The following is a 21,979-nucleotide window of genomic DNA, read 5'->3' on the forward strand; positions in this document are numbered from 1 at the left end:
CTCCCTAACCCTCCCCCGCAAGGGGGGAGGGAACCCCTCCACCGGTGCCTTCCTCACGTCAGTGATCTCCTGCGATCTCGGCGACGACGAGAAAGCAAGATGAGTGTGTACGTGAGGTGAGCACGCTGCTCAGGCTCCCTCCCCCCTTGCGCGGCAGCACCGCTCACATCCGCATCACCGCCTGCCGGTCGATCTTCCCTGTCCCCGTCTTCGGTAGCTCGTCGATGAACTTCACCTCGCGCGGATATTTGTACGGCAACAGCTTCGTCTTGACGTAGTCCTGCAACCGCCGCGTTGCCTCATCGCTGTCGAAGCCGGCCTTGTTCATCACCACCACCGCGCGCAGCGTCATGCGCCGATCCGGCAGCTCGGCGGCGTAGACCGCGCATTCGCGGACGTCGGGGTGATCGGCGAGGCAGAGCTCGACCTCCAGCGGATAGACCCACTGGCCGGAGATCTTGATCAGATCGTCGGCGCGGCCGCGGAAGAAGTGGAAGCCGTCGCTGTCGCGCATGAAGCGGTCGCCGGTGTAGATCCAGCCGTCCTCGCGCACGGTCTCGGCGGTCTTGTCCGGCCGGTTCCAGTACAGCGGCGTCGCGGAATCGCCGCGCACCCACAAAATGCCTTCCTCATTGTCGCCGACCTCGCGGCCGTCGCTGTCGCGCAGCATGATCTCGTAGCCGGGCACGCGCAGGCCCGCGGCGCCGAGCTTCTTCTGCTCCGCGCGGTTGCTGAGATAGACGTGCAGCACTTCGGTCGAGCCGAGACCTTCGATGATCTCGAGCCCGGTGAGCTGCTTCCAGCCGTTGAAGACCTCGGCCGACAGCACCTCGGCGGCCGAGACCGCCATCCGCAGCGACGAGAAATCGGCAGCATCCGCGCCCTCGGCCTTGGTCAGGGAGATGTAGAGCGTCGGCAGGCCGAAGAACACGGTCGGGCGATACTGCCCGATCGCCGCGAAGATCGCGGCCGGCTTCGGCTGGCCCGGCAGCAGCAGCGTGGCGGCGCCGACCGAGAAGGGAAACGTGATCGAATTGCCGAACCCATAGGCGAAGAAAATTTTTGGCACCGAGAAGCAGATGTCGCCGGGTGCAAGCTTCAGCACGTTGCGGGCAAAGGCACGTTCGCTATAGGCCATGTCGTGCTGCAGATGCACGATGCCCTTGGGACGGCCGGTCGAGCCCGACGAATACATCCAGAACGCCATCTCGTTGCGATGGGTGTCGGCCGCGTCGAGCTCGCTCGGGAAGCCTTGTAGCCACTCGCCGGCGTTACGCGTTTCCGCAACGGCGTGATCGGCGGGTGTGCCGTTGACCACGACCAGCGTGCGCAGCGGCGTATCCTTGCAGGCTTCCGCATTGAAGCGCGTGCAGAACTCGGCTTCGGTGACGGCGACCTGCGCGCCGGCATCCGACAGATAGAATTGCAACAGCTCCGGCGTCGTCAGGGTGTTGATCAAGAGCGGCACGAAGCCGGCGCGCACCGCGCCGAAGAACGCCGCCGGATAGGCCGGTGTGTCGTCGAGGAACAGCAGCACGCGGTCGCCGCGCTGCAAGCCGAGTGACTGGAAGGCATGGCCCCAGCGCGCGGCGTCAGCGCACAGCTCGCGATAGGTTCGCGTGCCGGCCGGCCCGGTCAACGCCAGGCGCTCGGCGTTGCCGTTGCCGAGATTGTCGAACAGGATGCGGCTCGCATTGTAGCGCTCGGGGATCGTAAAGCCGATCTCGCGCGCACCGGGATTGTCCTGCGGAACCTGGTCGGCGATCCCGGTCATGATTGTCCCTTTGCGGCTTCGTAACGGGCCATGAAAGCCGGCGACATCGCGCGCAGCCGCGCGTCGTCGATCCGGCCGGAGCGGGTGATGTAGCTGTAGGCGAAGTCCATCAGATCGAGCTTCATATGCGCCGGGAAATGCTCGTACCAGTCGGCGCTGGTCCGCGCCGCGGTGACGAGCTTCTTCACGATCGGCTTGCGCTCGCTCTCGTAGCGCGCAAGCGCCTCCGCGATGCCGCCCTCGCTCTCCAGTGCCTTGGTCAGCGCGATCGCATCCTCGATCGCCAGCCGCGTGCCCGAACCGATCGAGAAATGCGCGGAGTGCAAGGCGTCACCGATCAGCACCATGTTGCCGTGCGACCAACGCTCGTTCCAGATCCACGGGAAGTTGCGCCACACCGATTTGTTCGAGATCAGCCGATGGCCGTCCAGCGTCGCGGCGAAGACGTCCTCGCAGATCGCCTGCGATTGTTCGATCGTCTTGTCGGCGAACCCGTAGGCATCCCAGGTCGCGGCGTCGCACTCGACCAGGAAGGTGCTCATGTCCTTGGCGTAGCGATAGTGATGGGCGTTGAAGCAGCCCACGTCGGTCGCCACGAAAGTCTGCGACAGCGTCGCGAAGGGCTTAGTGGTGCCGTACCAGGCGAATTTGTTGGAGGAATGCGAGACCGACGCGCCGAACGCGGCCTCGAAGCCGCGGCGGACCATCGAGTTCAGCCCGTCGGCGGCAACGATCAGGTCGTAACCCCTGAGCTCATCGACCGATTGCACGACAGTATCGAAGCGCGGCGTGACGCCTGTGCTGCGCACCCGCTCCTGGAGGATGGTCAGCAGCTTGAGCCGACCGATCGAGGAGAACCCGACGCCGTCGATCTCGACGCTCTCGCCGCGCAGATTGAGGGTGATGTTCTGCCAGCTCTCCATCTCTGGGGTGATGGCGTCGACCGTCTCGGGGTCGTCGGCGCGCAGGAAGTCCAGCGCCTGCTCGGAGAACACCACGCCGAAGCCCCAGGTGGCGCCGGCGGCGTTCTGCTCGAACAGCTCGATCTCGGCGTCAGGATGACGCTTCTTCCAGAGATAGGCGAAATAGAGCCCGCCGGGCCCTCCGCCAATCACGGCGATCCGCAACGTCTGCCTCCCAGATTGACAGTGTACTTACAATTTGGGGCCAGACTAGTCTCCCTCCGGCGGGAACGCCAGAGGGAAAATGCGCGCGGCGCCTATCCTGTCGGCGCCGAAGGGCTCAGTAGCAGCGGCGGACCTTGACCCCGTCGACCCAGATCCAGCGGCAGCCGGCGACGACGGGTTTGCGGACGACGACCGCGCCGCGATAGCCGGCGCATCCGGCGCGATAGACGCCGCGGGCGCAAACCACCGCATTGGCGTCGGAAGATTCGAAAGTCATGGTCGCGGCAAAGCACAGCAGGGCCGCAGCGATCAGCAATAATGAACGCATGATGTTCCCTATCCCGGGGGTTGGTTGGCCTGTGGTGATAACAAGGTGCTGGGGCTCCGTGCCCGGCCATCGGCCGGGCACATGTCGTCTCGCCGCCCGCGTGCGGCTATTTCTTTCCCGTCTCCGCCAGCACCTTCTTGCAGGCGGGTGTCAGCTTGTCGCTCTGCTTGGCGAGACAGGCGATGATGCGATCACCGCTCACTTGCTTGGCAACAGGATTACCGCGCCGCGAACGGCGCCAGCACGTCGCGGCATCCCGGCGAGAGCGAGCCGGCATTGGTCGCCAGGCATTGCACGATCCGCCCGCCCCCGGGCTGGACGCCGCCGCAGATCGAGCGGACATCGGCGCCGCAGGCCGAGCGCAGCACGAACAGCTCTTCGCGCGGCCGCAGCGGCCGCAGCACGATCACCGCCGGCGCAGCCGCTGGCGCCGCGGCCGGTGCAGCGGCTGCCGCAGCGCCTGGCTCCGGCGCGGCGCCGCCGCCGGCAGCCGCCACGGCCTTTTCGCAGGCCGGCGACAACTTGCCCTTGTTCTTCTCCAGGCATTGCAGCGCCGGCGCGCCACCGGTCGGCACGCCCGCACAGACCTTGGGATAGTCGGAGCGGCATGCACTGCGGATCGCCGAGATCTGCGCGCTGGATGGCGTCCCGGCCGCTTTCGGTGCTGCGGCCGCCGCGGCGGGCTTGGCCGTTGCCGCCGGGGTTGCGTCGGTCTTGGTTGCGTCAGTCTTGGCCGCGTCAGTCTTGGTTGCGTCAGTCTTGGCCGCGTCGGTCTTCCCCGCCGCAGGCGCGGCGGCCGGTGCTTCCACGGCCTTCACCGCGCTGGCGCAGCCAGGCGCGAGGCTTGCCATGTTCTTCTGCAGGCATTGCAGTGACGCTTCGCCGCCCGGCGGAACGCTCGAGCAATGTGCGATGTAGTCGTTGCGGCATTGCGACTTGATGGCGTCGCGCTGCGCCTGGCTCGGGGCCTGCGACAGGGCCGGCGCGGTGCTGATGAATGCCGCAAACCCGAGCCATGCGGACAGCTTCGCTGCACGTATCAATGCATTGATCATCTGAATAAATCCTCTCGTCGCGCCGGACGCCTCCGGCTCAACTGAATTGAGTTCTGAAAATGTCTTGCTCTAACAACCTCGGCGAGCGGCATCATTTTCGCTTTCGAGTTCCACCGCAAGCGGATTGTTGCTATGGATAACGCAGGCGGATTTTTTGCTCGCCACGACGTCTTTGAATTAAGTCATTTGCATCGGGGCTTGGAAATGAGGCATGCGCACGCATCGGCACATTTCAGTCTGAGCAATTTTGTGCGGCTGCGAACTGCGAAACTGCCGCGCGCCGCATTGGCCATGTCCGCCTTTGCCAGTTTAAGTGCCTGCGAGCAAAACAGTTTTGTTGCGCCGCCGCCGCCCAGGGTCGAGGTTGCGCCGCCGGTGCAGCGTGCCATCACGCGCTATCTGGATGCCACCGGCAACACCGCGCCGATCAAGACCGTCGATCTGGTCGCACGCGTGCAGGGCTTTCTGGCGTCGATCAACTATCAGGACGGCTCGCCGGTGAAGGAGGGGACCACCCTGTTCACGATCGAGCCGGAGACCTACAAGCTGAAGCTCGAGCAGGCGCAGGCCGCCGAAGCCGGCGCGCAGGCGACGCTGAAGCAGGCCGAAGCCGATTACAAGCGCCAGGTCGACCTGGTACAGCGGCAGGCCGTCTCGCAGGCGACGCTGGATACCTCGACCTCGACGCGGGACAACGCGCAGGCCAGTCTGCAGCAGGCTCAGGTCAACACCAAGATCGCCGCGGTCAATTACGGCTACACAAATGTAGCCGCGCCGTTCGACGGCATCGTCAGCAACCATCTGGTGTCGGTCGGCGAGCTGGTCGGCGTCGCGTCGCCGACCCAGCTTGCCACCATCGTGCAGCTCGATCCGATCTATGTGAATTTCAACGTCAACGAGCAGGACGTGCAGCGCGTCCGCGACGAAGCGCGCCGCCGCGGCATGACGGTGAACGAACTGCGGCAGTTGCCCGTCGAGGTCGGGTTGCAGACCGAGACCGGCTATCCGCACAAGGGCAAGCTCGACTACCTCTCACCGACCGTCAATCAGTCGACCGGAACGCTCGCCGTCCGCGGCCTGGTGCCCAATCCGGACCGCGCACTGCTGCCGGGCTTCTACGTCCGCGTCCGGGTGCCGTTCGACAAGCAGGACAATGCATTGCTGGTGCCTGACGTCGCGATCGGCAGCGACCAGGCCGGCCGCTACGTGCTGGTCGTCAATGCCGACAATGTGGTCGAGCAGCGCAAGGTGACGACCGGACCGCTCGACGAGGGGCTGCGCGTCGTCGAAAGCGGGCTGAAAGCCGATGACCGCGTGGTGACTGCCGGACTGTTGCGCGCGATCCCCGGGCAGAAGGTCGATCCGCAGGTGCATAAGGGCGACGCGACGCCGGCGCCGGCCAAATAGGACGCACGCGCCATGATCTCGAAATTCTTCATCGAGCGGCCGGTTCTTTCCAACGTCATCGCGATCCTGATGATCCTGCTCGGCGGCGTCGCGCTGTATAATCTCGCGGTCGCGCAGTATCCCGACGTGGTGCCTCCGACGGTGCAGGTGACGACGCGCTATCCCGGCGCCTCGGCCAAGACGGTGGTCGACACCGTGGCGCTGCCGATCGAGCAGCAGGTCAACGGCGTCGAGGACATGCTGTACATGCAGTCCTACAGCGGCGCCGACGGCACCTATACGCTGACGGTGACCTTCAAGATCGGCACCGATCTCAACTTCGCGCAGGTGCTGGTGCAGAACCGGGTCTCCTCGGCGCTGTCGCAGCTGCCGTCCGCGGTGCAGAACCAGGGCGTCACGGTGCAGAAGAAATCCACCTCGATCCTGCTGTTCGTGACGCTGACCTCGCCGAACAAGACCTATGACAGCCTGTTCCTGTCGAACTACGCCACTATCAACATCCGCGACGAGCTGTCGCGCCTGCCCGGCGTCGGCAACGTCACGGTGTTCGGCGCCGGCCAGTATTCGATGCGGGTCTGGCTCGATCCGAACAAGCTGCAGGTGCGCGGGCTGGTGCCGCAGGACGTCATCCAGGCGATCCAGCAGCAGAGCCAGCAGGTCACCGCCGGACAGGTCGGTGCGCCGCCGACGCCGGCGGGGCAGGCGTTCCAGTACACGCTCAATGTCAATGGCCGGCTCGACGACAAGAGCCAGTTCGAGGACATCATCGTCAAGACGGGTACGGTCGGCGACGTCACCCGCGTCCGCGACGTCGGCTGGGTCGAGCTCGGTGCCCAGACCTACAGCCAGATCTTCTCGTTGAACCAGAAGCCCGCCACCGGCATCGGCGTGTTCCAGTCGCCGGGCGCCAACGCGCTGCAGGTCGAGAAGGCGGTCGAGAACAAGATGGCGGAGCTCGCCAGGCAGTTTCCGCAGGACATCAAATACGACACGCCGTTCGACACCACGAAGTTCGTCAACGCCTCGATCGAGGAGGTCTACAAGACCCTGATCGAGGCCGGCCTGCTGGTGTTGGTCGTGATCCTGGTGTTCCTGCAGGACTGGCGGGCGATGCTGGTGCCGGCGACCACCGTGCCGGTCACGATCATCGGCGCGTTCGCCGGCATGGCTGCGCTCGGCTTCACCATCAACCTGTCGACGCTGTTTGCGATCGTGCTGGCGATCGGCATCGTGGTCGACGACGCCATCGTCGTGGTCGAGGGCGCGGCGCACAATATCGAGCGCGGCATGTCCGGGCACGACGCCGCGATCAAGGCGATGGACGAATTGTTCGCGCCGATCGTCGGCATCACGCTGGTGCTGATCTCGGTGTTCCTGCCGGCGGCCTTCCTGCCCGGGCTGACCGGGCGGATGTACGCGCAATTCGCGCTTGTCATCGCCGCAACCGCGCTGCTCAGCGCGGTCAATGCCGCGACCTTGAAGCCGACGCAGTGCGCGCTGTGGCTGCGTCCCCCGCCGCCGCCCGAACGGCGCAATTTCTTCTATCGCGGCTTCAACGCGGCCTATGACCGGCTGGAGCGCGGCTATACGCGCGTGGTCGGCGGCATCGCCGGGCATGCCAGGACCTCGGTCGCGATCGCGCTTGTGATCATCGGGCTCACCGGCTACGGCCTGTCGCGGGTGCCGACCGGCTTCATCCCGATCGAGGACCAGGGCTATCTGCTCGCCGCGGTGCAATTGCCGGACGGCGCAGCGCTCGACCGCACCCAGCAGGTCCTCGACAAGGTCACCGAGCTCGCCGGCAAGACGCCCGGCGTCGATCAGGTCGTCTCGATCGCTGGCATCTCCGCGCTCGACAACTCCTCGAGCCTCGCCAATGCCGGCGTCGCCTACCTGATTCTGAAGGACTGGAGCGCACGCGGGCCGGGCGAGGATCTGCGTTCGCTGGTCTACGGGCTCAACGACAAGCTCGCCGTGATCCCGGAGGCGCGCATCCTGGTGATCCCGCCGCCGCCGATCCAGGGCATCGGCAACGCCGCCGGCTTTGCCATGCAGGTCGAACTGCGCGACGGCAATGCCGATTACGGCAAGCTGCAGGCGGTCACCGGGGCGATCGTGGCCAATGCGCAGACCCAGAGCGCGTTGCAGCGGGTGCAGTCGTCGTTCCGCTCGATGGTGCCGCAATTCGACGTCGAGGTCGATCGGGTCAAGACCCAGACCCTGCACGTCACCACCGACCAGATCTTCGCGGCGCTGTCGTCCTATCTCGGCGCCAGCTACGTCAACCAGTTCACCAAGTTCGGCCGCACCTTCCAGGTCTACACCCAGGCCGAGGCGCAATATCGTCTGAGCCTGCGCGACATCGAGAACATGATGGTGCGCAACAGCAATGGCGACATGATCCCGCTCGGCACGGTGGCCAGGATCACGCCGTCGGTCGGGCCGTCGCTGATCAGCCTCTACAACCTCTATCCGTCAGCCTCGATCATCGGCCTGCCGGCGCAGGGCTACTCGTCCGGCCAGTCGATGACGCTGATGGAAGAGATCGCGACCAGGACGCTGCCGCCGGGCGCGGGCTTCGAGTGGACCGCGATGTCGTACCAGGAGAAGGAAGTCGGCGGCCAGATCTACTATGTGTTCGCGCTGGCGCTGCTGCTCGTCTATCTGGTGCTCGCCGGGCAATATGAGAGCTGGTACGCGCCGATCTCGGTGATTCTGGCGGTGCCGCTGTCGCTGCTCGGCCCGACGCTGGTGCTGCTGAGCCTGCATATCGAGAACAACCTCTACACCCAGATCGGCACGATCCTCTTGATCGCGCTGTCGGCCAAGAACGCGATCCTGATCGTCGAGGTCGCGCTGGAGCATCACGTCCGCGACGGCAAGCCGGTGCTGGAGTCGGCGATCGACGCCGCCCGCGCCAGATTCCGGCCGATCCTGATGACGTCCTTTGCCTTCATCCTCGGCGTGCTGCCGCTGGTGCTGGCGACCGGCGCCGGCGCCAACGCCCGCAAGTCGATCGGCATCACCGTGTTCTCCGGCATGATCGCATCGACCTGCCTCGCGGTGCTGTTCGTGCCGGCGTTCTTCGTCGTGGTGCAGAGTTTTGAGAACTGGCGCAAGGCGAAGAAGGGAAAGCCGGCGCCGCACGCGGCAGCGGAGGCGCCGGGCACGGTGCATTAGCAGCTCCGCGCACCTAAATTTCTTCCCGTCACCCCCGCGCAAAGGCTCCGCCTTTGTCGCTGGAGGAGCCGCGAAGCGGCGTCTCGAAGGGTCGACGGCCCGGCTCCCTCCGCGTCGCCATATCGGGGCCGCGCATCCTTCGAGACGCGCTACGCGCTCCTCAGGATGACGGAACTGACAGCACGCGCCCTCACACCTTCACCATGCGCTTGCCGCGGTTCTCGCCGGCCAAAAGGCCGATCAGCGCCTGCGGCGTGTTCTCGATGCCGTCGATGACGTCCTCCTGCACCTTGAGCTTGCCGGAGGAGACCCAGGATTGCAGGTCGGCGAGCGCGGCATCGCGCTGCTCCATATAGTCCATCACGATGAAGCCCTGCATGACGAGCCGCTTCACCACGATCAGGCCGGGCACGCCGCGCGGGCCGTGCGCGGAGGGCACGCCGTCATATTGCGAGATCGCGCCGCAGCAGGCGATGCGGCCGCGGTTGTTCATCTGCGCCAGGCAGGCTTCCAGGATATCGCCGCCGACATTGTCGAAATAGACGTCGATGCCCTGCGGCGCGGCTGCGCGTAGCGCCTTGTAGGTGGCGCCGTCCTTATAGTCGACCGCGGCGTCGAAGCCGAGTTCTGACGTCAGCCAGTGGCACTTGTCCTTGCCGCCGGCGATGCCGACCACGCGGCAGCCCTTGATCCTGGCGATCTGGCCGACGATCGAGCCGACCGAGCCGGCGGCGGCCGACACCACCACGGTCTCGCCCTCCTTGGGCTTGCCGACATCGAGCAGGCCGAAATAGGCGGTCAGGCCGGCGACGCCGTAGACGCTGAGCAGATGCGTCATCGGCTCGAGCTTCGGCATCTTCGCCATATGCTTGGCCGGAACTGCGGCATAGTCCTGCCAGCCGGTGTCGCCGAACACGATGTCGCCCGGCTTCAGGCCGGGGTCATTCGACGACACCACCTCGGCGATGCTGCCGCCGGCCATCACGGTGTTGGCCTCCACCGCAGCACGGTAGGTGGCGCCGTGCATCCAGGCGCGGTTGGCGGCGTCGAGCGAGATGTAGCGCGTCCGCACCAGCGCCTCGCCCTCCTTCGGCGCGGGCACCGTGCCCTTGATCAGGCGGAAATGCTCGGGGCCAAGCTTGCCGGTCGGCTTTTCGACCAGCAGGATCTGGCGATTGACGGTGTCGTTCATGGATGTCTCCCCCTTGCGTTGGTCGTTTCGGATGCAGTTTGCTGCCGCATGCGCAGCGCATTGCACAGATTGTGCGCTGCATGAACGCTAATCTGCGCGCTGGCATTCCACAACGGGAACGTTTCGGCAAAGTCCCGCTCGGCGCGAAGCGTGTTGCGTAGCTGCGTAAATCTGCCACACTTACCCTTCGCCGGGAACTTACGGGGGTAAGAGAATGTCGAACAGGTTTACGCAGTACATCCTGATTGCGATGGTCCTTGGCATCGCGATGGGGACGATCGTCTTCAACTATCTGCCTGACAGCCGCGCCGAGATCGCAGCAGACGTCAACCTGATCGCGATGCTGTTCCTGCGCCTGATCAAGATGATCATCGCGCCGCTGGTGTTCGCCACCCTCGTCGGCGGCATTGCCCATATGGGAAGCGGCGCCAAGCTCGGGCGCATCTTCGCCAAGACCATGGGCTGGTTCGTCTCCGCCTCCTTCGTCTCGCTGCTGCTCGGCCTCGTGATGGTCAACCTGCTGCAGCCCGGCGCCAACTTCCCCGGCACGCTCCCCGACAAGGCGCAGTCCACCGGCCTGCCGGTCTCGGCGTTCTCGATCGAGAAATTCCTGACCCATCTGATCCCGACCTCGATTGCGGATGCGATGGCGCAGAACGAGATCCTGCAGATCGTGGTGTTCGCGGTGTTCTTCGCGGTGGCGCTCGGCGCGATGCCTGAGCGGTCGAAGCCGATCATGAGCCTGATCGACGACCTCGCGCACATCATGCTCAAGGTCACCGGCTACGTGATGCTGTTCGCGCCGATCGCGGTGTGGGCCGCGATCATGGCGACCGTCTCGAAGAACGGCCTCGGCGTGCTCTGGAAGCTGATCGTGTTCATGGGCGGCTTCTATCTATCGCTGCTGATCCTGTGGGCCATCCTGGTCGCGGTCGGCTTTGTCGTGATCGGGCCGCGCTACAGCCATCTGCTGCGGCTGATCCGCGAGCCGCTGATGATCGCGTTCTCGACCGCCTCGTCGGAGGCGGCCTATCCGAAGACGCTGGAGGGGCTGAACAGGTTCGGCGCCTCCTCGCGGATATCGGCCTTCGTGCTGCCGCTCGGCTATTCCTTCAACCTCGACGGCACGATGATGTACTGCACCTTCGCGAGCATCTTCATCGCGCAGACCTACCACATCGAGATGTCGCTCGGCACGCAGCTCGCGATGCTGGCAACCCTGATGATCACCTCGAAGGGCGTCGCCGGCGTGCCGCGCGCGTCGCTGGTGGTGATCGCCTCGACGCTGTCGCAGTTCGGCATCCCCGAGGCCGGCCTGCTGATGATCATGGGCATCGACACCTTCCTCGACATGGGTCGCAGCGCCACCAACGTGATCGGCAACTCGCTGGCCACCGCCGTGGTCGCGAAGTGGGAGGGCGAGCTGAAGGCCGAGCACGAGCTCGGTCCCGACGACGCCGTGCCGCAGGACGCGGTGCCCGGTGCCGTGATGGCCGGCCATTGACGGGAGGAGTGCATGCATCGCGCCCGCTGGAGGCCGATACGGGCTGAGGGGCCTCTGCCGTCGGCACGCCTGCTGTCAGCATGTCTGCTGGCAGCAAGCCTGCTCGCCGCACCGGTGTCCGCACAGCCGGCGGGCGAGGGGCTCAGCCCCACGCTCGCCAACATCAAGGCCACGCACACGGTGCGGATCGGCTATCGCGAGAGCTCGCCGCCGTTCTCGTTCCTCGACCACTCCAACCGGCCGATCGGCTACAGCCTCGAGCTGTGCGATGCGATCGTCGAGGAGATCGGGGCCGAGGTCGACGACGCCAACCTCAAGGTCGACTACGTCAAGGTGACCTCCGACGACCGCATCCCGGCGGTCGTCGACAAGAAGATCGATCTCGAATGCGGATCGACCACGGCGAACTCCGAGCGCGCCAAGCAGGTCGCGTTCTCGCCGCTGATGTTCGTGGCCGGCACCAAGCTGATGGTGCCGAAGGCCTCAGGCGTCAGCCAGGTCGCCGATTTGAAGGGCAAGACGGTGGTGGTGACCAAGGGCACCACCAACGAGCAGGCGATGCACAATGTCGACGCCAAGCAACAGCTCGGCCTCAACATCGTGACCGCAGGCGACCATGAGCAGTCCTACCAGATGCTGGTGGACGGCAAGGCGGATGCGTTCGCAACCGATGATATCCTGCTCTATGGCCTGATCGCGCGGCACAAGTCGCAAGACAGATTCCGGGTCACCGGCGACTATCTGTCCTACGATCCCTACGGCATCATGTACCGCAAGGGCGAGCCGCAGATGAAGGAAGTGGTCGAGCGCGCCTTCCGCAGGCTTGCCTCGAACCGCGACATCATCCCACTCTACAACAAGTGGTTCGTCGCCCGGCTGCCGACCGGCGAGAAGCTCAACGTCGCGATCTCACCGCAGCTCGAAGAGGCCTTCAAGGTGCTCGACGAGGGGCAGAGCAATTAGAGCATGATGGGATTAGGTTTGAACTGGAGCGGCGGACGTTCACCTCTCCCTTGGGAGAGGTCGGCGCGTAGCGCCGGGTGAGGGACTACGGTCTCTCGTTAGAACTGCGGCCCCTCACCCGATTTGCTGCGCAAATCGACCTCTCCCCGTCGGGGAGAGGTGAACCGGGGTCAATGGTCAAACCGAATCAATCTAATTTCATCGCGCTCTAGCCTTCGCGTCATCCGCTCGGCATCGTCCCGGTCTCCGCCGGGGCGATGGACGCGGAGCGGCCGTCTGGTCATTGGTGACCGAACGCCGCCGCGGGCCGGGCGTCGTCAGCAATGAACGGCGCCCCGTCCCCGGCAAGCGGCCGCTCCGGCGTGACCGCGCGCTTCGACGCCAATTGTTTACCATGTTAAGCGCCAGACTCCGGTCTTTTACGGGGATTTACCACTCGTAACACGCTGCCGCCTATCGTGGCCTCATAACGGCCCGTTATGGGTCCATCAATTGCGGTAGTGATCGGATGTTCAAGGTCTATAATTGCATCGCGACGGAGCACGATCTGTGGCTCGTCGGACTGGCCGCCGTCGTCTGCAGCCTGGCGTCCTACGCAGCCATCAACCTGCTGCGTCATGCGCGCAGTTCGGTCGGTCAGATGCGCGGCGTGTGGCTGGTGGTGTCGGCGGTGTCCACCGGCTTCGGCATCTGGGCGACGCACTTCATCGCGATGCTGGCCTTCACGCCCGGAATTCCGAGCGGCTACAACATCAAGCTGACCTTCCTCTCGCTGGTCGCGGCCATCGTCCTCACCGGCGCGGGACTGGCGGTCGCAATGCGGCCGGGCTGGCGGTTCGGACCGGCGCTGGGCGGCGCGATCGTCGCCGGCGGCATCGCCGCGATGCATTACACCGGCATGGCCGCCTTCGAGATCGCTGGAATCATCCTCTGGGATAGAACGCTCGTCGTCGCCTCGATCGCGATCGGAGCGATCATTGGCGCCACCGCGTTGCCTGCCGGCCTGCATGACCGGTCCGAAACGTGGAAGGCCGTGGGTGCGCTGCTGCTGACGCTCGCGATCTGCAGCCATCATTTCACGGCGATGGGCGCGGTATCGATCATTCCCGACCCGACGATCCAGGTGTCGCGCTCGGCGCTCCCGGCCGAATGGCTTGCCGGTGCCGTCGGCGTCGCGAGCTTCATCATCATCCTGCTCGCGTTGACCGGCAGCGCGCTCGATCTGCGCGAGCGGCGCCGGATGGAGATCGAGGCCGACCGCATGCGCGGTCTCGCCAACGGCGCCGTCGAAGGGCTGCTGGTCTGTGACGGCGACCTCATCGTGACGGTCAATGACAGCTTCGTGCAGTTGGCAGGCTCCTCCTCCGAGCAACTCGTCGGAAGCCTGCTTGCAACCTGCTTCCCCGACCAGACCGCGCTGGCCAGGATCGTCGCCGATCCGCACAGGCCGATCGAGACCAATCTGCGTCACACCGACGGCTCGAGGATTCCGGTCGAACTGATCCGGCGATCGCTCGATTTTGCCGGCCGGCCCCATCAGGTGATCGCGGTTCGCGATCTGCGCGCGCGCCGCGAGGCGGAGCAGCACATTCGCTACCTGGCGCACCATGACGCGCTGACGTCGCTGCCCAATCGCAGCCACTTCAACGCGCGGATGGATCAGGAGATCGGAACCGCGCTGGCCAAGAGCGAGAAGGTCGCAGTGCTCTGCCTCGATCTCGATCGCTTCAAGGAGGTCAACGACCTGTTCGGCCACGCCGCGGGCGACAAGGTGTTGCAGGCGGTCGCCTCGCGCGTCACCGTGGTCCTCGGCGAGCGGCATATGATGGCGCGGCTCGGCGGCGACGAGTTCGCCGTCCTGGTGCCGCAGGCCAGCCCGTCCGCGGTGAGCCATCTCGCCGAAGCCATCCTCGATGCCTTGCGCCGCAAGGATATCATGCCTGAAGTGGAGAGCATCTCCAGCAGCGTCGGCATCGCGATCTGTCCGGATGACGCATCCGAACGCGAGACCCTGCTGGTCCATGCCGATACCGCGCTCTATCGCGCCAAGACCGAGGGCCGTTCCACCTATCGCTTCTTCGAGGCCAAGATGGGCTCCGAGGTCCGCGAGCGGCGCATGATCGAGCACGATCTGCGCCATGCGATCGGCCGCGACGAGTTGCGGCTGGTCTACCAGCCGCAAAAGGACATTCGCACCGGCGTCGTGACCGGCTTCGAGGCCCTGCTGCGCTGGAAGCATCCGACGCGCGGCGACATCTCGCCGGCGGTCTTCATCCCGATCGCCGAGGAGTCCGGCTCCATCCTGGAGATCGGCGACTGGGTCATGAGGACGGCGTGCCGGGAGGCGGCGAACTGGACGCAACCGCTGACGGTTGCCGTCAACGTCTCCGGCGTGCAGCTCTACAGCAGCAATTTCGTGCAGGACGTGCATAAGATATTGCTGGAGAGCGGGCTTTCGCCGCGCCGGCTGGAAATCGAGATCACCGAGACGGCGCTGGTCCGCGATTTCAATCGCGCGCTGGCGACGCTGCGGCGGGTCAAGGGATTCGGCGTGCGCATCGCGATGGACGATTTCGGGACCGGCTATTCGTCGCTGTCGAACCTGCGCGCATTTCCGTTCGACAAGATCAAGATCGACGGCTCGTTCATCAAGTCGGTCGATACCAACGAGCAGGCCGCCACGATCGTGCGCGCCGTGCTGGGCATCGGACGGGGGCTTGGCCTGCCGGTGCTCGCGGAAGGCGTCGAGTCGAACGCAGAACTCCAGTTCCTGCGCGACGAGTTCTGCGATGAAATGCAGGGTTACCTGCTTGGCGCGCCGGCCAGGATCGAGACGTTCCGCGGGCTCACTCATCGCGGCGATGTCGCGCCGGCGGCGGATCAGGACAGCGCTCCGGCGCTGGCCCAGATCGCCTGAAGCCGGCGCACGCGGCCGCGGCGTCGTTCATCGCCAATAGCGGCGCGACAGATCCAGGCACTGCCGGACCCAGTATCCGTTCACATGGATCAATTGGCATGTGCTCGGATATGGCTCCTTGATGATCGGGTAGCCGTGGATGTCGATATTGGTCGGGGCCGTGACGCCGCGCCAGAAGACGGCGTGGGCGGCCGGAGGATCGAAGGCAGCGGCGAACACCGCGGCGGCGAGGGTGCTCAAAAGAATTTTGCGCATTATCTGGATCCGGATCGATGAATGCGCAGAGCGTACTCCCTTGGGCGGGATGAGCAAGCCGCGGAACGGATCAAAATGACCGGGAACGCCCACGCAGCGTCGCATCGGCGCTAGCTGCCTTGCACCGCCATGCAGGCGAGGGCAACGATGCCGACCGCCGCGAGCACAACCATGACCTGGAAGATCGCGCGTCCAACAACAGCCCCCATCAACGCTCCATCGATCCGGCGGGATCTTGCTTCGAGTTTCCACGCGCCGCGATCTGTCGAGCATCATCGGCAGGCAAAGTTCCAGGCAAAGTTCAATGTCGGGATTCGCGAACTCGTCGCCTCACCGACTAATGCCGCTCCGCGACAATTCGGTCGACGACCTGCGATAGCTCCGCTTCCATGTCGGAAATGATATCGTGCAGCAGGCGGGCGCCGAGCGGATCGGTCGTCTCCCACTCCATCGTCTTGAAGCGCATGACGTTGGCGTGTTGTTCGCGGACCTCGTCTTCAACCCGTCGTGGAGCGAACTGATTGCCCAGCACGTCAGGCGTCGCGTCAGCTCGATAGGGTTCGCAAAGATCCTGATCCGAATGTACGGCGTTCTTCATGCACTTTGCCTCCTGGCTCGACGTCCTTTCCTCAGGTCCGAGCCGTTCGGCTCGTCGCTATCGATGACTCCGAGACCTCGAAAGTTGTTCCGGTTGGAACTCCGCAAAGGTTCGCCGGAACCCGCCGAAGTTCGGAACCCGAACCAATGGCGTGTTCAATCGTTAACGGTGGTTGACCCCTTGGAGGGTGCCATGGGTTACGCGAGGCCGAACCGCAAGACTGCAGTGGTGGTCGAAGACGATATCATTCAGCGCGACATGATCACGCTGTTGCTGGAGCAAGATCATTTCGACGTCATCCAGTGCGAAGACGCAGAGACGGCAGCGCTGGCCATCAAGCGGCGTCACCCGTCGCTTGTCGTGACCGACATCAAGCTCATGGGCAAAATGGATGGGATCGAGCTTGCGCAAATGGCGGTCAACTGCGACCCCGGCGTGCGCGTTCTGGTGATCTCAGGCCTGCCGCTGGCCGGCGCGCTGCCCGAAGGTGTCAAGTTCTTTGAGAAGCCGCTTTATCCACCCCTCCTGCTGCGCGAACTGGCGTCGTAGCTCTCATCGAGCGGGGCTGCTCGCGCGACCGATGAAAAACCGCGCGCGGGAATGATCTGGCCTTCAGGGGAGCGCGGGAGCTCCGCCTAGGTGAACACTTTGTCAAGCGCCGCCGAATACGCCGCCTCGACCAGTGCTGGATGGCGACAGCCCAGCGTCTCCATCTTCACGCCGGAATTGATCTCGAGGACTTTCCAGGCATCGCCGATGCGCACGACGTCGACGGATGCGAAGCGGATGCCTGTGGCCTGCGCGGCGTTGATCGCGAGCGCGACGCAGGCGTCGCGTGTCGTGCCATCGGCGAGCAGCACGGGCTCCGCGCCGGCATCGAGATTGTGCCGCCAGTTCAGCAGACGCCGCTCGCCGGCCGGCGGAATGGCGTCGAGCGCGGCGGCGTCGACATCTTCGGTGATGGTCTTGAGCTGCTCTGCCGTTGCGTTCGCCTGCACCAGCGCGCGCAGCGAATGGACGCCGTCGCCGACCACCGACGGGCGCGTCTTGGCGTAGACGATCAGCGCGCGTCCATCGAGCAGCACCACGCGCACCTCGTCGTCGATCGCGAGATAGGGCGAGATCGCAAGGCTCGGATGCGCGGCAAGGATGCGGGCGACCGCGCTCTCCAGTTGCCCCCGCGTCGTCACACGGAGGACCAGCTCGCCGGATGTCCCCTCGTTCGGTTTGACGACGAGCCCGTGCGGATGCTGGTCGAGCAGACGTTGCATCGCCTCCAGCGAGTCCGATCCCGGGATGTGCTTGCTGAGCTTGGCGCCGAGAAACAGCGTGTGCGGAACGGCTGGTACGCCGGCCGCTGCCAGCACCTGGGCGCAGGCCGATTTGTCGTTGGCGACCTGGTGCGCGACCGCGCTGTTCAGCCCGATGTCGTAGCCGATCACGAGATGCCGCGCGTCGTCCCTGGTCATGATGACCAGCCAGCCGCCTGACCGCACTTCGATCGCGATGTCATGCGCCAGACAATATTTTTTGATGGTTTCCAGGAAGATTCGCTGGCTGATCAGGACCACGAGACATATTCCCTTCGCCGCGGTTTTCGTAGCAATAAATTGCCAGATCGGCGCCGATCTCAGCAAGTAAATTACGTGCAGCGCCGCGTGTTAACGATGCCGTGGCTGAACCTCTGCGCGAAATCGCACGACCGCCATTCTGAGATCGCAATTGCACGCCAGTTGATCTTGACTATCTCATGCATCGGCGCGATGGACACGCGAGATCTTCAGTGATTTCGGGCACTTCCGCGTCGTCCGAGGCAGCCTAAAAATCAAACCATTCCAAGTCTGGTCAATCGAGAAAACGAAAACCCATGAGCGCGTTCTATCGAGAGAAAGTTCTTTCCGTTAAGCACTGGACCGACTCGCTATTCAGCTTCCGCGCGACCCGCGATTCCGGTTTCCGCTTCCAGAACGGCCAGTTCGCCATGATCGGCCTCGAGGTCGAGGGTCGGCCGCTGCTGCGCGCCTATTCGATGGCGAGCGCCAATCACGAGGAAGAGCTCGAGTTCTTCTCGATCAAGGTGCAGGACGGCCCACTCACCTCCAAGCTGCAGAAGATCCGCGAGGGCGACACCATCCTGGTCGGCCGCAAGGCGACCGGCACGCTGATCACCGACAATCTGATTCCCGGCAAGCGGCTGATGCTGCTGTCGACCGGCACCGGCCTTGCGCCGTTCGCGAGCCTGATCAAGGACCCCGAGGTCTATGATCGCTACGACCAGATCCTGCTGGTGCATGGCTGCCGCCAGGTCTCCGAGCTCGCCTATGGCGAAGAGCTGGTCGCCAAGCTGCGCGATGACGAACTGTTTGGGCCGCTGCTGTCGGAGAAGCTGTCCTACTATCCGACCGTGACCCGCGAGCCGTTCCGCAACCGCGGCCGCATCACCGACCTGATCACCTCGAACCAGCTGTTCACCGACCTGCATCAGGGTCCGCTCGACATCGAGACCGACCGCATCATGATGTGCGGCAGCCCGGCGATGCTGGAAGAGCTCAAGCAGCTGTTCGAGACCCGCGGCTTCCAGGAAGGCAGCGGCAACAATCCCGGTCACTTCGTGATCGAGAAGGCGTTCGTCGAGCGTTGAGGCTCCTTCCACTTCGTCATTCCCGGACATCGCGAAGCGATGGGCCCGGAATCCATAACCACCGCTTTGTCGAAGGCTGGGGCCCCATCTGGCTCCAGCCTTTTGCATTTGTGGTTATGGATTCCGGGCTCGATGCTTCGCATCGCCCCCGAATGACGCCCGATATAGCGCCCTCCAATCCCGCACTGCTATAACGCCCCCAACGCCGCGCAGCCGTTTCCCGAACGCGGCGAGCTGGGAGCCGCACCTTGTCGATCACCGATCCGGATGCACCGAAGACCGCCTTTGTGTTTGCCGGCGGCGGCAGCTTTGGTGCGGTCCAGGTCGGCATGTTGCAGGCACTGGCCGGGCATGGCGTGACGGCCGACATGGTGGTCGGCTCCAGCGTCGGCGCCCTGAACGGAGCGTTCTATGCCGGCGACCCCACGGTCGCGGGCGTGGCGCGGCTCGCCGAGATCTGGCGCGGCCTGAACCGGCAGGACGTGTTTCCGGTAACCTGGCGGACGCTGGTCAGCTTCCTGTGGCGGCGCGACTTCCTGATCCCGCATGACGGCGTGCGCAGGCTGATCGACGATTACATTCCGTTCCGCAATCTCGAGGACGCTCGGATCCCAATCCACATCGTCACCACCGACATCATCAGCGGCGACAGCGTGGTGCTGTCGGAGGGCTCGACGGCGGAGGCGATCGTCGCATCGACCGCGATCCCCGGCGCGTTCACGCCGGTGCGCTATCGCGATCACTACCTCGCCGACGGCGCGATCTCCAGCAACACGCCGGTCCGCGTTGCGGTGAAGCACGGGGCAAAGCGCCTGATCGTGCTGCCGACCGGGCATGCCTGCGCCAACCAGGCGCCACCGGTCGGTGCGCTCGCCAACGCGCTGCATGCGCTGACGCTGTTGATCGCGCGACAGCTCGTCAACGAGCTCGAGAATATCGGGCCCGGTGTCGAATACTTCGTGGTGCCGCCGCTCTGCCCGCTGGTCGGATCGCCCTACGATTTCTCCCGGACATCCGATCACATCGCCCGCGCCCTGGACACCACCAATGCGTGGCTTGCCGGCGACGGCCTGAAGCCGGGCCACATCCCGCACGAATTGCAGCCGCACGACCATTGAGGGTGGCGCTTTCACCTCGCGCCGCTTGCCTCTTCGTTGCACTGCAAAAGGCAATTCGTTTCAATTTGACCGGCCACAGCATCCGCCCTTCCGGGCGGTTGTCACATCTGTGACTGCTCGGCCGTATAACCGTAGTGCACTTGTTCCGCGAGTTGGATTAGGCTCACGACCGACAGGGTAGTCAGGGCAGACCGGAGGGGATTCTGATGGATACGATGCTGCTTCCGTTCTCGCCGCGCTTCATCGTTCTGACGATCTGCGCCGTCGTCACCACGCTCCTGCTGCTGGTTGGAATTTTCGACCACAAGATCTTCAAGATCATCCTGATCCCGCTGGTCATCTTCGGCGCGCTGACGTTGCTCGGAATCCGCGACCTGACCCAGAAGAACCACGCGGTGCTGCGCAACTACCCGATCTCGGCGCATGTCCGCTTCCTGCTCGAGGAAATCCGCCCCGAGATGCGGCAGTATTTCTTCGAGAGCGAGAAGGACGGCATGCCGTTCTCGCGCGACACCCGCGCGGTGGTCTATCAGCGCGCCAAGATGGTGCTCGACAAGCGGCCGTTCGGCACCCAGGAGGACGTCTATCGCGAGGGCTACGAGTGGATGCATCACTCGGTGGCGCCGAAGCCGAAAGCCGACCAGAAATTCCGCATCACCATCGGCGGCCCCGATTGCACCAAGCCGTATTCGGCCTCGGTCTTCAACATCTCGGCGATGAGCTTTGGCGCGCTCAGCCCGAACGCGGTGCGGGCGCTAAATGCCGGCGCGAAGAAGGGCGGCTTCGCCCACGATACCGGCGAGGGCGGCGTGAGCCCCTATCACCGCGAGATGGGCGGCGACATCATCTGGGAGATCGGTTCCGGCTATTTCGGCTGCCGCAACCGCGACGGCACCTTCAACCCGGAGCTGTTCGCAAGCGTCGCGGGCGAGGACCAGATCAAGATGGTCGAGCTCAAGATCAGCCAGGGCGCCAAGCCCGGCCATGGCGGCGTGCTGCCGGCGGCGAAGGTCTCCGAGGAGATTTCCAAGATCCGCGGCGTGCCGATGGGCGAGGACTGCATCTCGCCGGCCTATCACAAGGCGTTCTCGACGCCTATCCAGATGATGGAATTCGTCGCGAACATGCGAAAACTATCCGGCGGCAAGCCGGCCGGCTTCAAGATGTGCATCGGCCATCCCTGGGAGTTCCTGGCGATCTGCAAGGCGATGAAGGAGAGCGGGCTGTATCCCGATTTCATCGTCGTCGACGGCAATGAAGGCGGCACCGGTGCGGCGCCGCTCGAGTTCATGGACCATCTGGGCATGCCGATGCGCGAGGGCGTCAACTTCGTCCATAACGCGCTGATCGGCATCGGCGCGCGCGACCGCGTCAAGATCGGCGCCTCCGGCAAGATCGCGACCGCCTTCGACATGGCGCGCGCGATGGCGATCGGGGCCGATTGGTGCAATTCGGCGCGCGGCTTCATGTTCGCGCTCGGCTGCATCCAGTCCCTGAGCTGCCACACCGATCGCTGCCCGACCGGTGTCACCTCGCAGGATCCGATCCGCAACCGCGCGCTCTACGTGCCGGACAAGATCGAGCGCGTGTACAATTACCACCACTCGACCCTGCACGCGCTGACCGAGTTGCTCGCCGCCGCCGGCCTCGAGCACACCAAGGATCTGCGGCCTATCCACTTCTCGCAGCGCAGTTCGACCACCGAGGTCTCTACGTTTGCCGAACTCTATCCGACGCTGCGCTCCGGCGAGCTGCTCGAAGGCACCCAGGACCGCCGCTTCCGCGATGCCTGGGCGATGGCGCGCGCCGACTCGTTCCAGCCGGCGGGATGAGGCGTCGACAGTCCGTAGCCCGGATGGAGCGCAGCGAAATCCGGGGCCGCCCTATCCATTGATCGACCGGTCCCCCGGATTGCGCTTC

At 64.8% G+C, this 21,979-nt stretch carries 17 protein-coding genes; 9 read left to right on the forward strand and 8 right to left on the reverse strand.

What is annotated here, in order from left to right; all coding sequences use genetic code 11:
* Positions 1-163 precede the first annotated feature (163 nt).
* The 4 genes from ACVIW0_RS02335 to ACVIW0_RS02350 form a co-directional block, all read right to left on the reverse strand.
* Positions 164-1,774, reverse strand: coding sequence for a benzoate-CoA ligase family protein (locus ACVIW0_RS02335; RefSeq protein WP_461350852.1), 1,611 nt, complete (start codon positions 1,772-1,774; stop codon positions 164-166).
* The gene (locus tag ACVIW0_RS02340; protein ID WP_461350853.1) at positions 1,771-2,901 is read right to left on the reverse strand and encodes an FAD-dependent monooxygenase; all 1,131 of its coding nucleotides are present in this window, start codon (positions 2,899-2,901) and stop codon (positions 1,771-1,773) included. The genes ACVIW0_RS02335 and ACVIW0_RS02340 overlap by 4 nt, the downstream gene beginning before the upstream one ends.
* A 115-nt stretch (positions 2,902-3,016) precedes the next feature.
* Positions 3,017-3,229: a hypothetical protein gene (locus tag ACVIW0_RS02345; protein ID WP_461350854.1), complete on the reverse strand. Its 213-nt coding sequence runs from the start codon at positions 3,227-3,229 to the stop codon at positions 3,017-3,019.
* 218 nt (positions 3,230-3,447) lie between these two features.
* On the reverse strand, positions 3,448-4,284 hold the full coding sequence (locus ACVIW0_RS02350) for a cysteine rich repeat-containing protein (RefSeq protein ID WP_461350855.1): 837 nt from the start codon (positions 4,282-4,284) through the stop codon (positions 3,448-3,450).
* A 291-nt stretch (positions 4,285-4,575) separates the two neighbouring features.
* Here ACVIW0_RS02350 and ACVIW0_RS02355 point away from each other — a divergent pair, with 291 nt between their 5' ends.
* Positions 4,576-5,691 carry an efflux RND transporter periplasmic adaptor subunit gene (locus tag ACVIW0_RS02355; RefSeq protein ID WP_461350856.1) on the forward strand — a complete coding sequence of 372 codons (1,116 nt, stop codon included), beginning with the start codon at positions 4,576-4,578 and terminating at the stop codon, positions 5,689-5,691.
* Between the two features lie 12 nt (positions 5,692-5,703).
* Positions 5,704-8,871 (forward strand): efflux RND transporter permease subunit, encoded by a 3,168-nt coding sequence (locus tag ACVIW0_RS02360; protein ID WP_461350857.1) that lies wholly within the window; start codon positions 5,704-5,706, stop codon positions 8,869-8,871.
* Positions 8,872-9,061: 190 nt separating this feature from the next.
* On the opposite strand, the gene ACVIW0_RS02365 is transcribed toward ACVIW0_RS02360, so the two are convergent.
* Positions 9,062-10,063 (reverse strand): NADP-dependent oxidoreductase, encoded by a 1,002-nt coding sequence (locus ACVIW0_RS02365; protein WP_461350858.1) that lies wholly within the window; start codon positions 10,061-10,063, stop codon positions 9,062-9,064.
* Positions 10,064-10,277: 214 nt separating this feature from the next.
* Here ACVIW0_RS02365 and ACVIW0_RS02370 point away from each other — a divergent pair, with 214 nt between their 5' ends.
* The 3 genes from ACVIW0_RS02370 to ACVIW0_RS02380 all read left to right on the forward strand — a co-directional run bounded on the left by ACVIW0_RS02370 (position 10,278) and on the right by ACVIW0_RS02380 (position 15,447).
* Entirely contained in the window at positions 10,278-11,567 is a 1,290-nt protein-coding gene (locus ACVIW0_RS02370; protein ID WP_461350859.1) for a dicarboxylate/amino acid:cation symporter, read from the forward strand.
* A gap of 12 nt (positions 11,568-11,579) precedes the next feature.
* Positions 11,580-12,530: an amino acid ABC transporter substrate-binding protein gene (locus ACVIW0_RS02375; protein ID WP_461350860.1), complete on the forward strand. Its 951-nt coding sequence runs from the start codon at positions 11,580-11,582 to the stop codon at positions 12,528-12,530.
* Positions 12,531-13,038: 508 nt separating this feature from the next.
* Positions 13,039-15,447, forward strand: coding sequence for a bifunctional diguanylate cyclase/phosphodiesterase (locus ACVIW0_RS02380; RefSeq protein ID WP_461350861.1), 2,409 nt, complete (start codon positions 13,039-13,041; stop codon positions 15,445-15,447).
* A 27-nt stretch (positions 15,448-15,474) separates the two neighbouring features.
* Here ACVIW0_RS02380 and ACVIW0_RS02385 read toward each other — a convergent pair whose 3' ends face one another.
* Both ACVIW0_RS02385 and ACVIW0_RS02390 read right to left on the reverse strand, forming a co-directional pair.
* Entirely contained in the window at positions 15,475-15,702 is a 228-nt protein-coding gene (locus ACVIW0_RS02385; RefSeq protein ID WP_461350862.1) for a hypothetical protein, read from the reverse strand.
* Positions 15,703-16,039: 337 nt separating this feature from the next.
* Entirely contained in the window at positions 16,040-16,300 is a 261-nt protein-coding gene (locus ACVIW0_RS02390) for a hypothetical protein (protein WP_461350863.1), read from the reverse strand.
* A 192-nt stretch (positions 16,301-16,492) separates the two neighbouring features.
* On the opposite strand from ACVIW0_RS02390, the gene ACVIW0_RS02395 reads away from it, so the two are divergent.
* A complete protein-coding gene (locus ACVIW0_RS02395; protein ID WP_461350864.1) occupies positions 16,493-16,849 on the forward strand; it encodes a response regulator in 357 nt (118 codons plus the stop codon).
* Positions 16,850-16,935: 86 nt separating this feature from the next.
* Here the strand turns inward: ACVIW0_RS02395 and ACVIW0_RS02400 are convergent, their stop codons facing one another.
* Positions 16,936-17,871, reverse strand: coding sequence for an ATP-grasp domain-containing protein (locus tag ACVIW0_RS02400; RefSeq protein WP_461350865.1), 936 nt, complete (start codon positions 17,869-17,871; stop codon positions 16,936-16,938).
* Between the two features lie 296 nt (positions 17,872-18,167).
* Here ACVIW0_RS02400 and ACVIW0_RS02405 point away from each other — a divergent pair, with 296 nt between their 5' ends.
* The 3 genes from ACVIW0_RS02405 to ACVIW0_RS02415 all read left to right on the forward strand — a co-directional run bounded on the left by ACVIW0_RS02405 (position 18,168) and on the right by ACVIW0_RS02415 (position 21,891).
* The gene (locus tag ACVIW0_RS02405) at positions 18,168-18,941 is read left to right on the forward strand and encodes a ferredoxin--NADP reductase (protein ID WP_461350866.1); all 774 of its coding nucleotides are present in this window, start codon (positions 18,168-18,170) and stop codon (positions 18,939-18,941) included.
* A 248-nt stretch (positions 18,942-19,189) separates the two neighbouring features.
* Positions 19,190-20,059: a patatin-like phospholipase family protein gene (locus tag ACVIW0_RS02410; protein ID WP_461350867.1), complete on the forward strand. Its 870-nt coding sequence runs from the start codon at positions 19,190-19,192 to the stop codon at positions 20,057-20,059.
* Positions 20,060-20,265: 206 nt separating this feature from the next.
* Positions 20,266-21,891, forward strand: a complete 1,626-nt coding sequence (locus ACVIW0_RS02415; protein WP_461350868.1) for an FMN-binding glutamate synthase family protein — start codon at positions 20,266-20,268, stop codon at positions 21,889-21,891.
* The last annotated feature ends 88 nt before the right edge of the window (positions 21,892-21,979 follow it).

The sequence above is a fragment of the Bradyrhizobium sp. USDA 4454 genome (assembly GCF_054822705.1).

Bases quoted from the DNA above. Each gene is read 5' to 3' on its own strand.
- ACVIW0_RS02335 (WP_461350852.1), bottom strand. From the start codon at position 1,774: ATGACCGGGATCGCCGACCAGGTTCCGCAGGACAATCCCGGTGCGCGC.
- ACVIW0_RS02345 (WP_461350854.1), bottom strand. From the start codon at position 3,229: ATGCGTTCATTATTGCTGATCGCTGCGGCCCTGCTGTGCTTTGCCGCG.
- ACVIW0_RS02350 (WP_461350855.1), bottom strand. From the start codon at position 4,284: ATGATCAATGCATTGATACGTGCAGCGAAGCTGTCCGCATGGCTCGGG.
- ACVIW0_RS02355 (WP_461350856.1), top strand. From the start codon at position 4,576: ATGTCCGCCTTTGCCAGTTTAAGTGCCTGCGAGCAAAACAGTTTTGTT.
- ACVIW0_RS02360 (WP_461350857.1), top strand. From the start codon at position 5,704: ATGATCTCGAAATTCTTCATCGAGCGGCCGGTTCTTTCCAACGTCATC.
- ACVIW0_RS02365 (WP_461350858.1), bottom strand. From the start codon at position 10,063: ATGAACGACACCGTCAATCGCCAGATCCTGCTGGTCGAAAAGCCGACC.
- ACVIW0_RS02370 (WP_461350859.1), top strand. From the start codon at position 10,278: ATGTCGAACAGGTTTACGCAGTACATCCTGATTGCGATGGTCCTTGGC.
- ACVIW0_RS02375 (WP_461350860.1), top strand. From the start codon at position 11,580: ATGCATCGCGCCCGCTGGAGGCCGATACGGGCTGAGGGGCCTCTGCCG.
- ACVIW0_RS02380 (WP_461350861.1), top strand. From the start codon at position 13,039: ATGTTCAAGGTCTATAATTGCATCGCGACGGAGCACGATCTGTGGCTC.
- ACVIW0_RS02385 (WP_461350862.1), bottom strand. From the start codon at position 15,702: ATGCGCAAAATTCTTTTGAGCACCCTCGCCGCCGCGGTGTTCGCCGCT.
- ACVIW0_RS02390 (WP_461350863.1), bottom strand. From the start codon at position 16,300: ATGAAGAACGCCGTACATTCGGATCAGGATCTTTGCGAACCCTATCGA.
- ACVIW0_RS02395 (WP_461350864.1), top strand. From the start codon at position 16,493: ATGGGTTACGCGAGGCCGAACCGCAAGACTGCAGTGGTGGTCGAAGAC.
- ACVIW0_RS02405 (WP_461350866.1), top strand. From the start codon at position 18,168: ATGAGCGCGTTCTATCGAGAGAAAGTTCTTTCCGTTAAGCACTGGACC.
- ACVIW0_RS02415 (WP_461350868.1), top strand. From the start codon at position 20,266: ATGGATACGATGCTGCTTCCGTTCTCGCCGCGCTTCATCGTTCTGACG.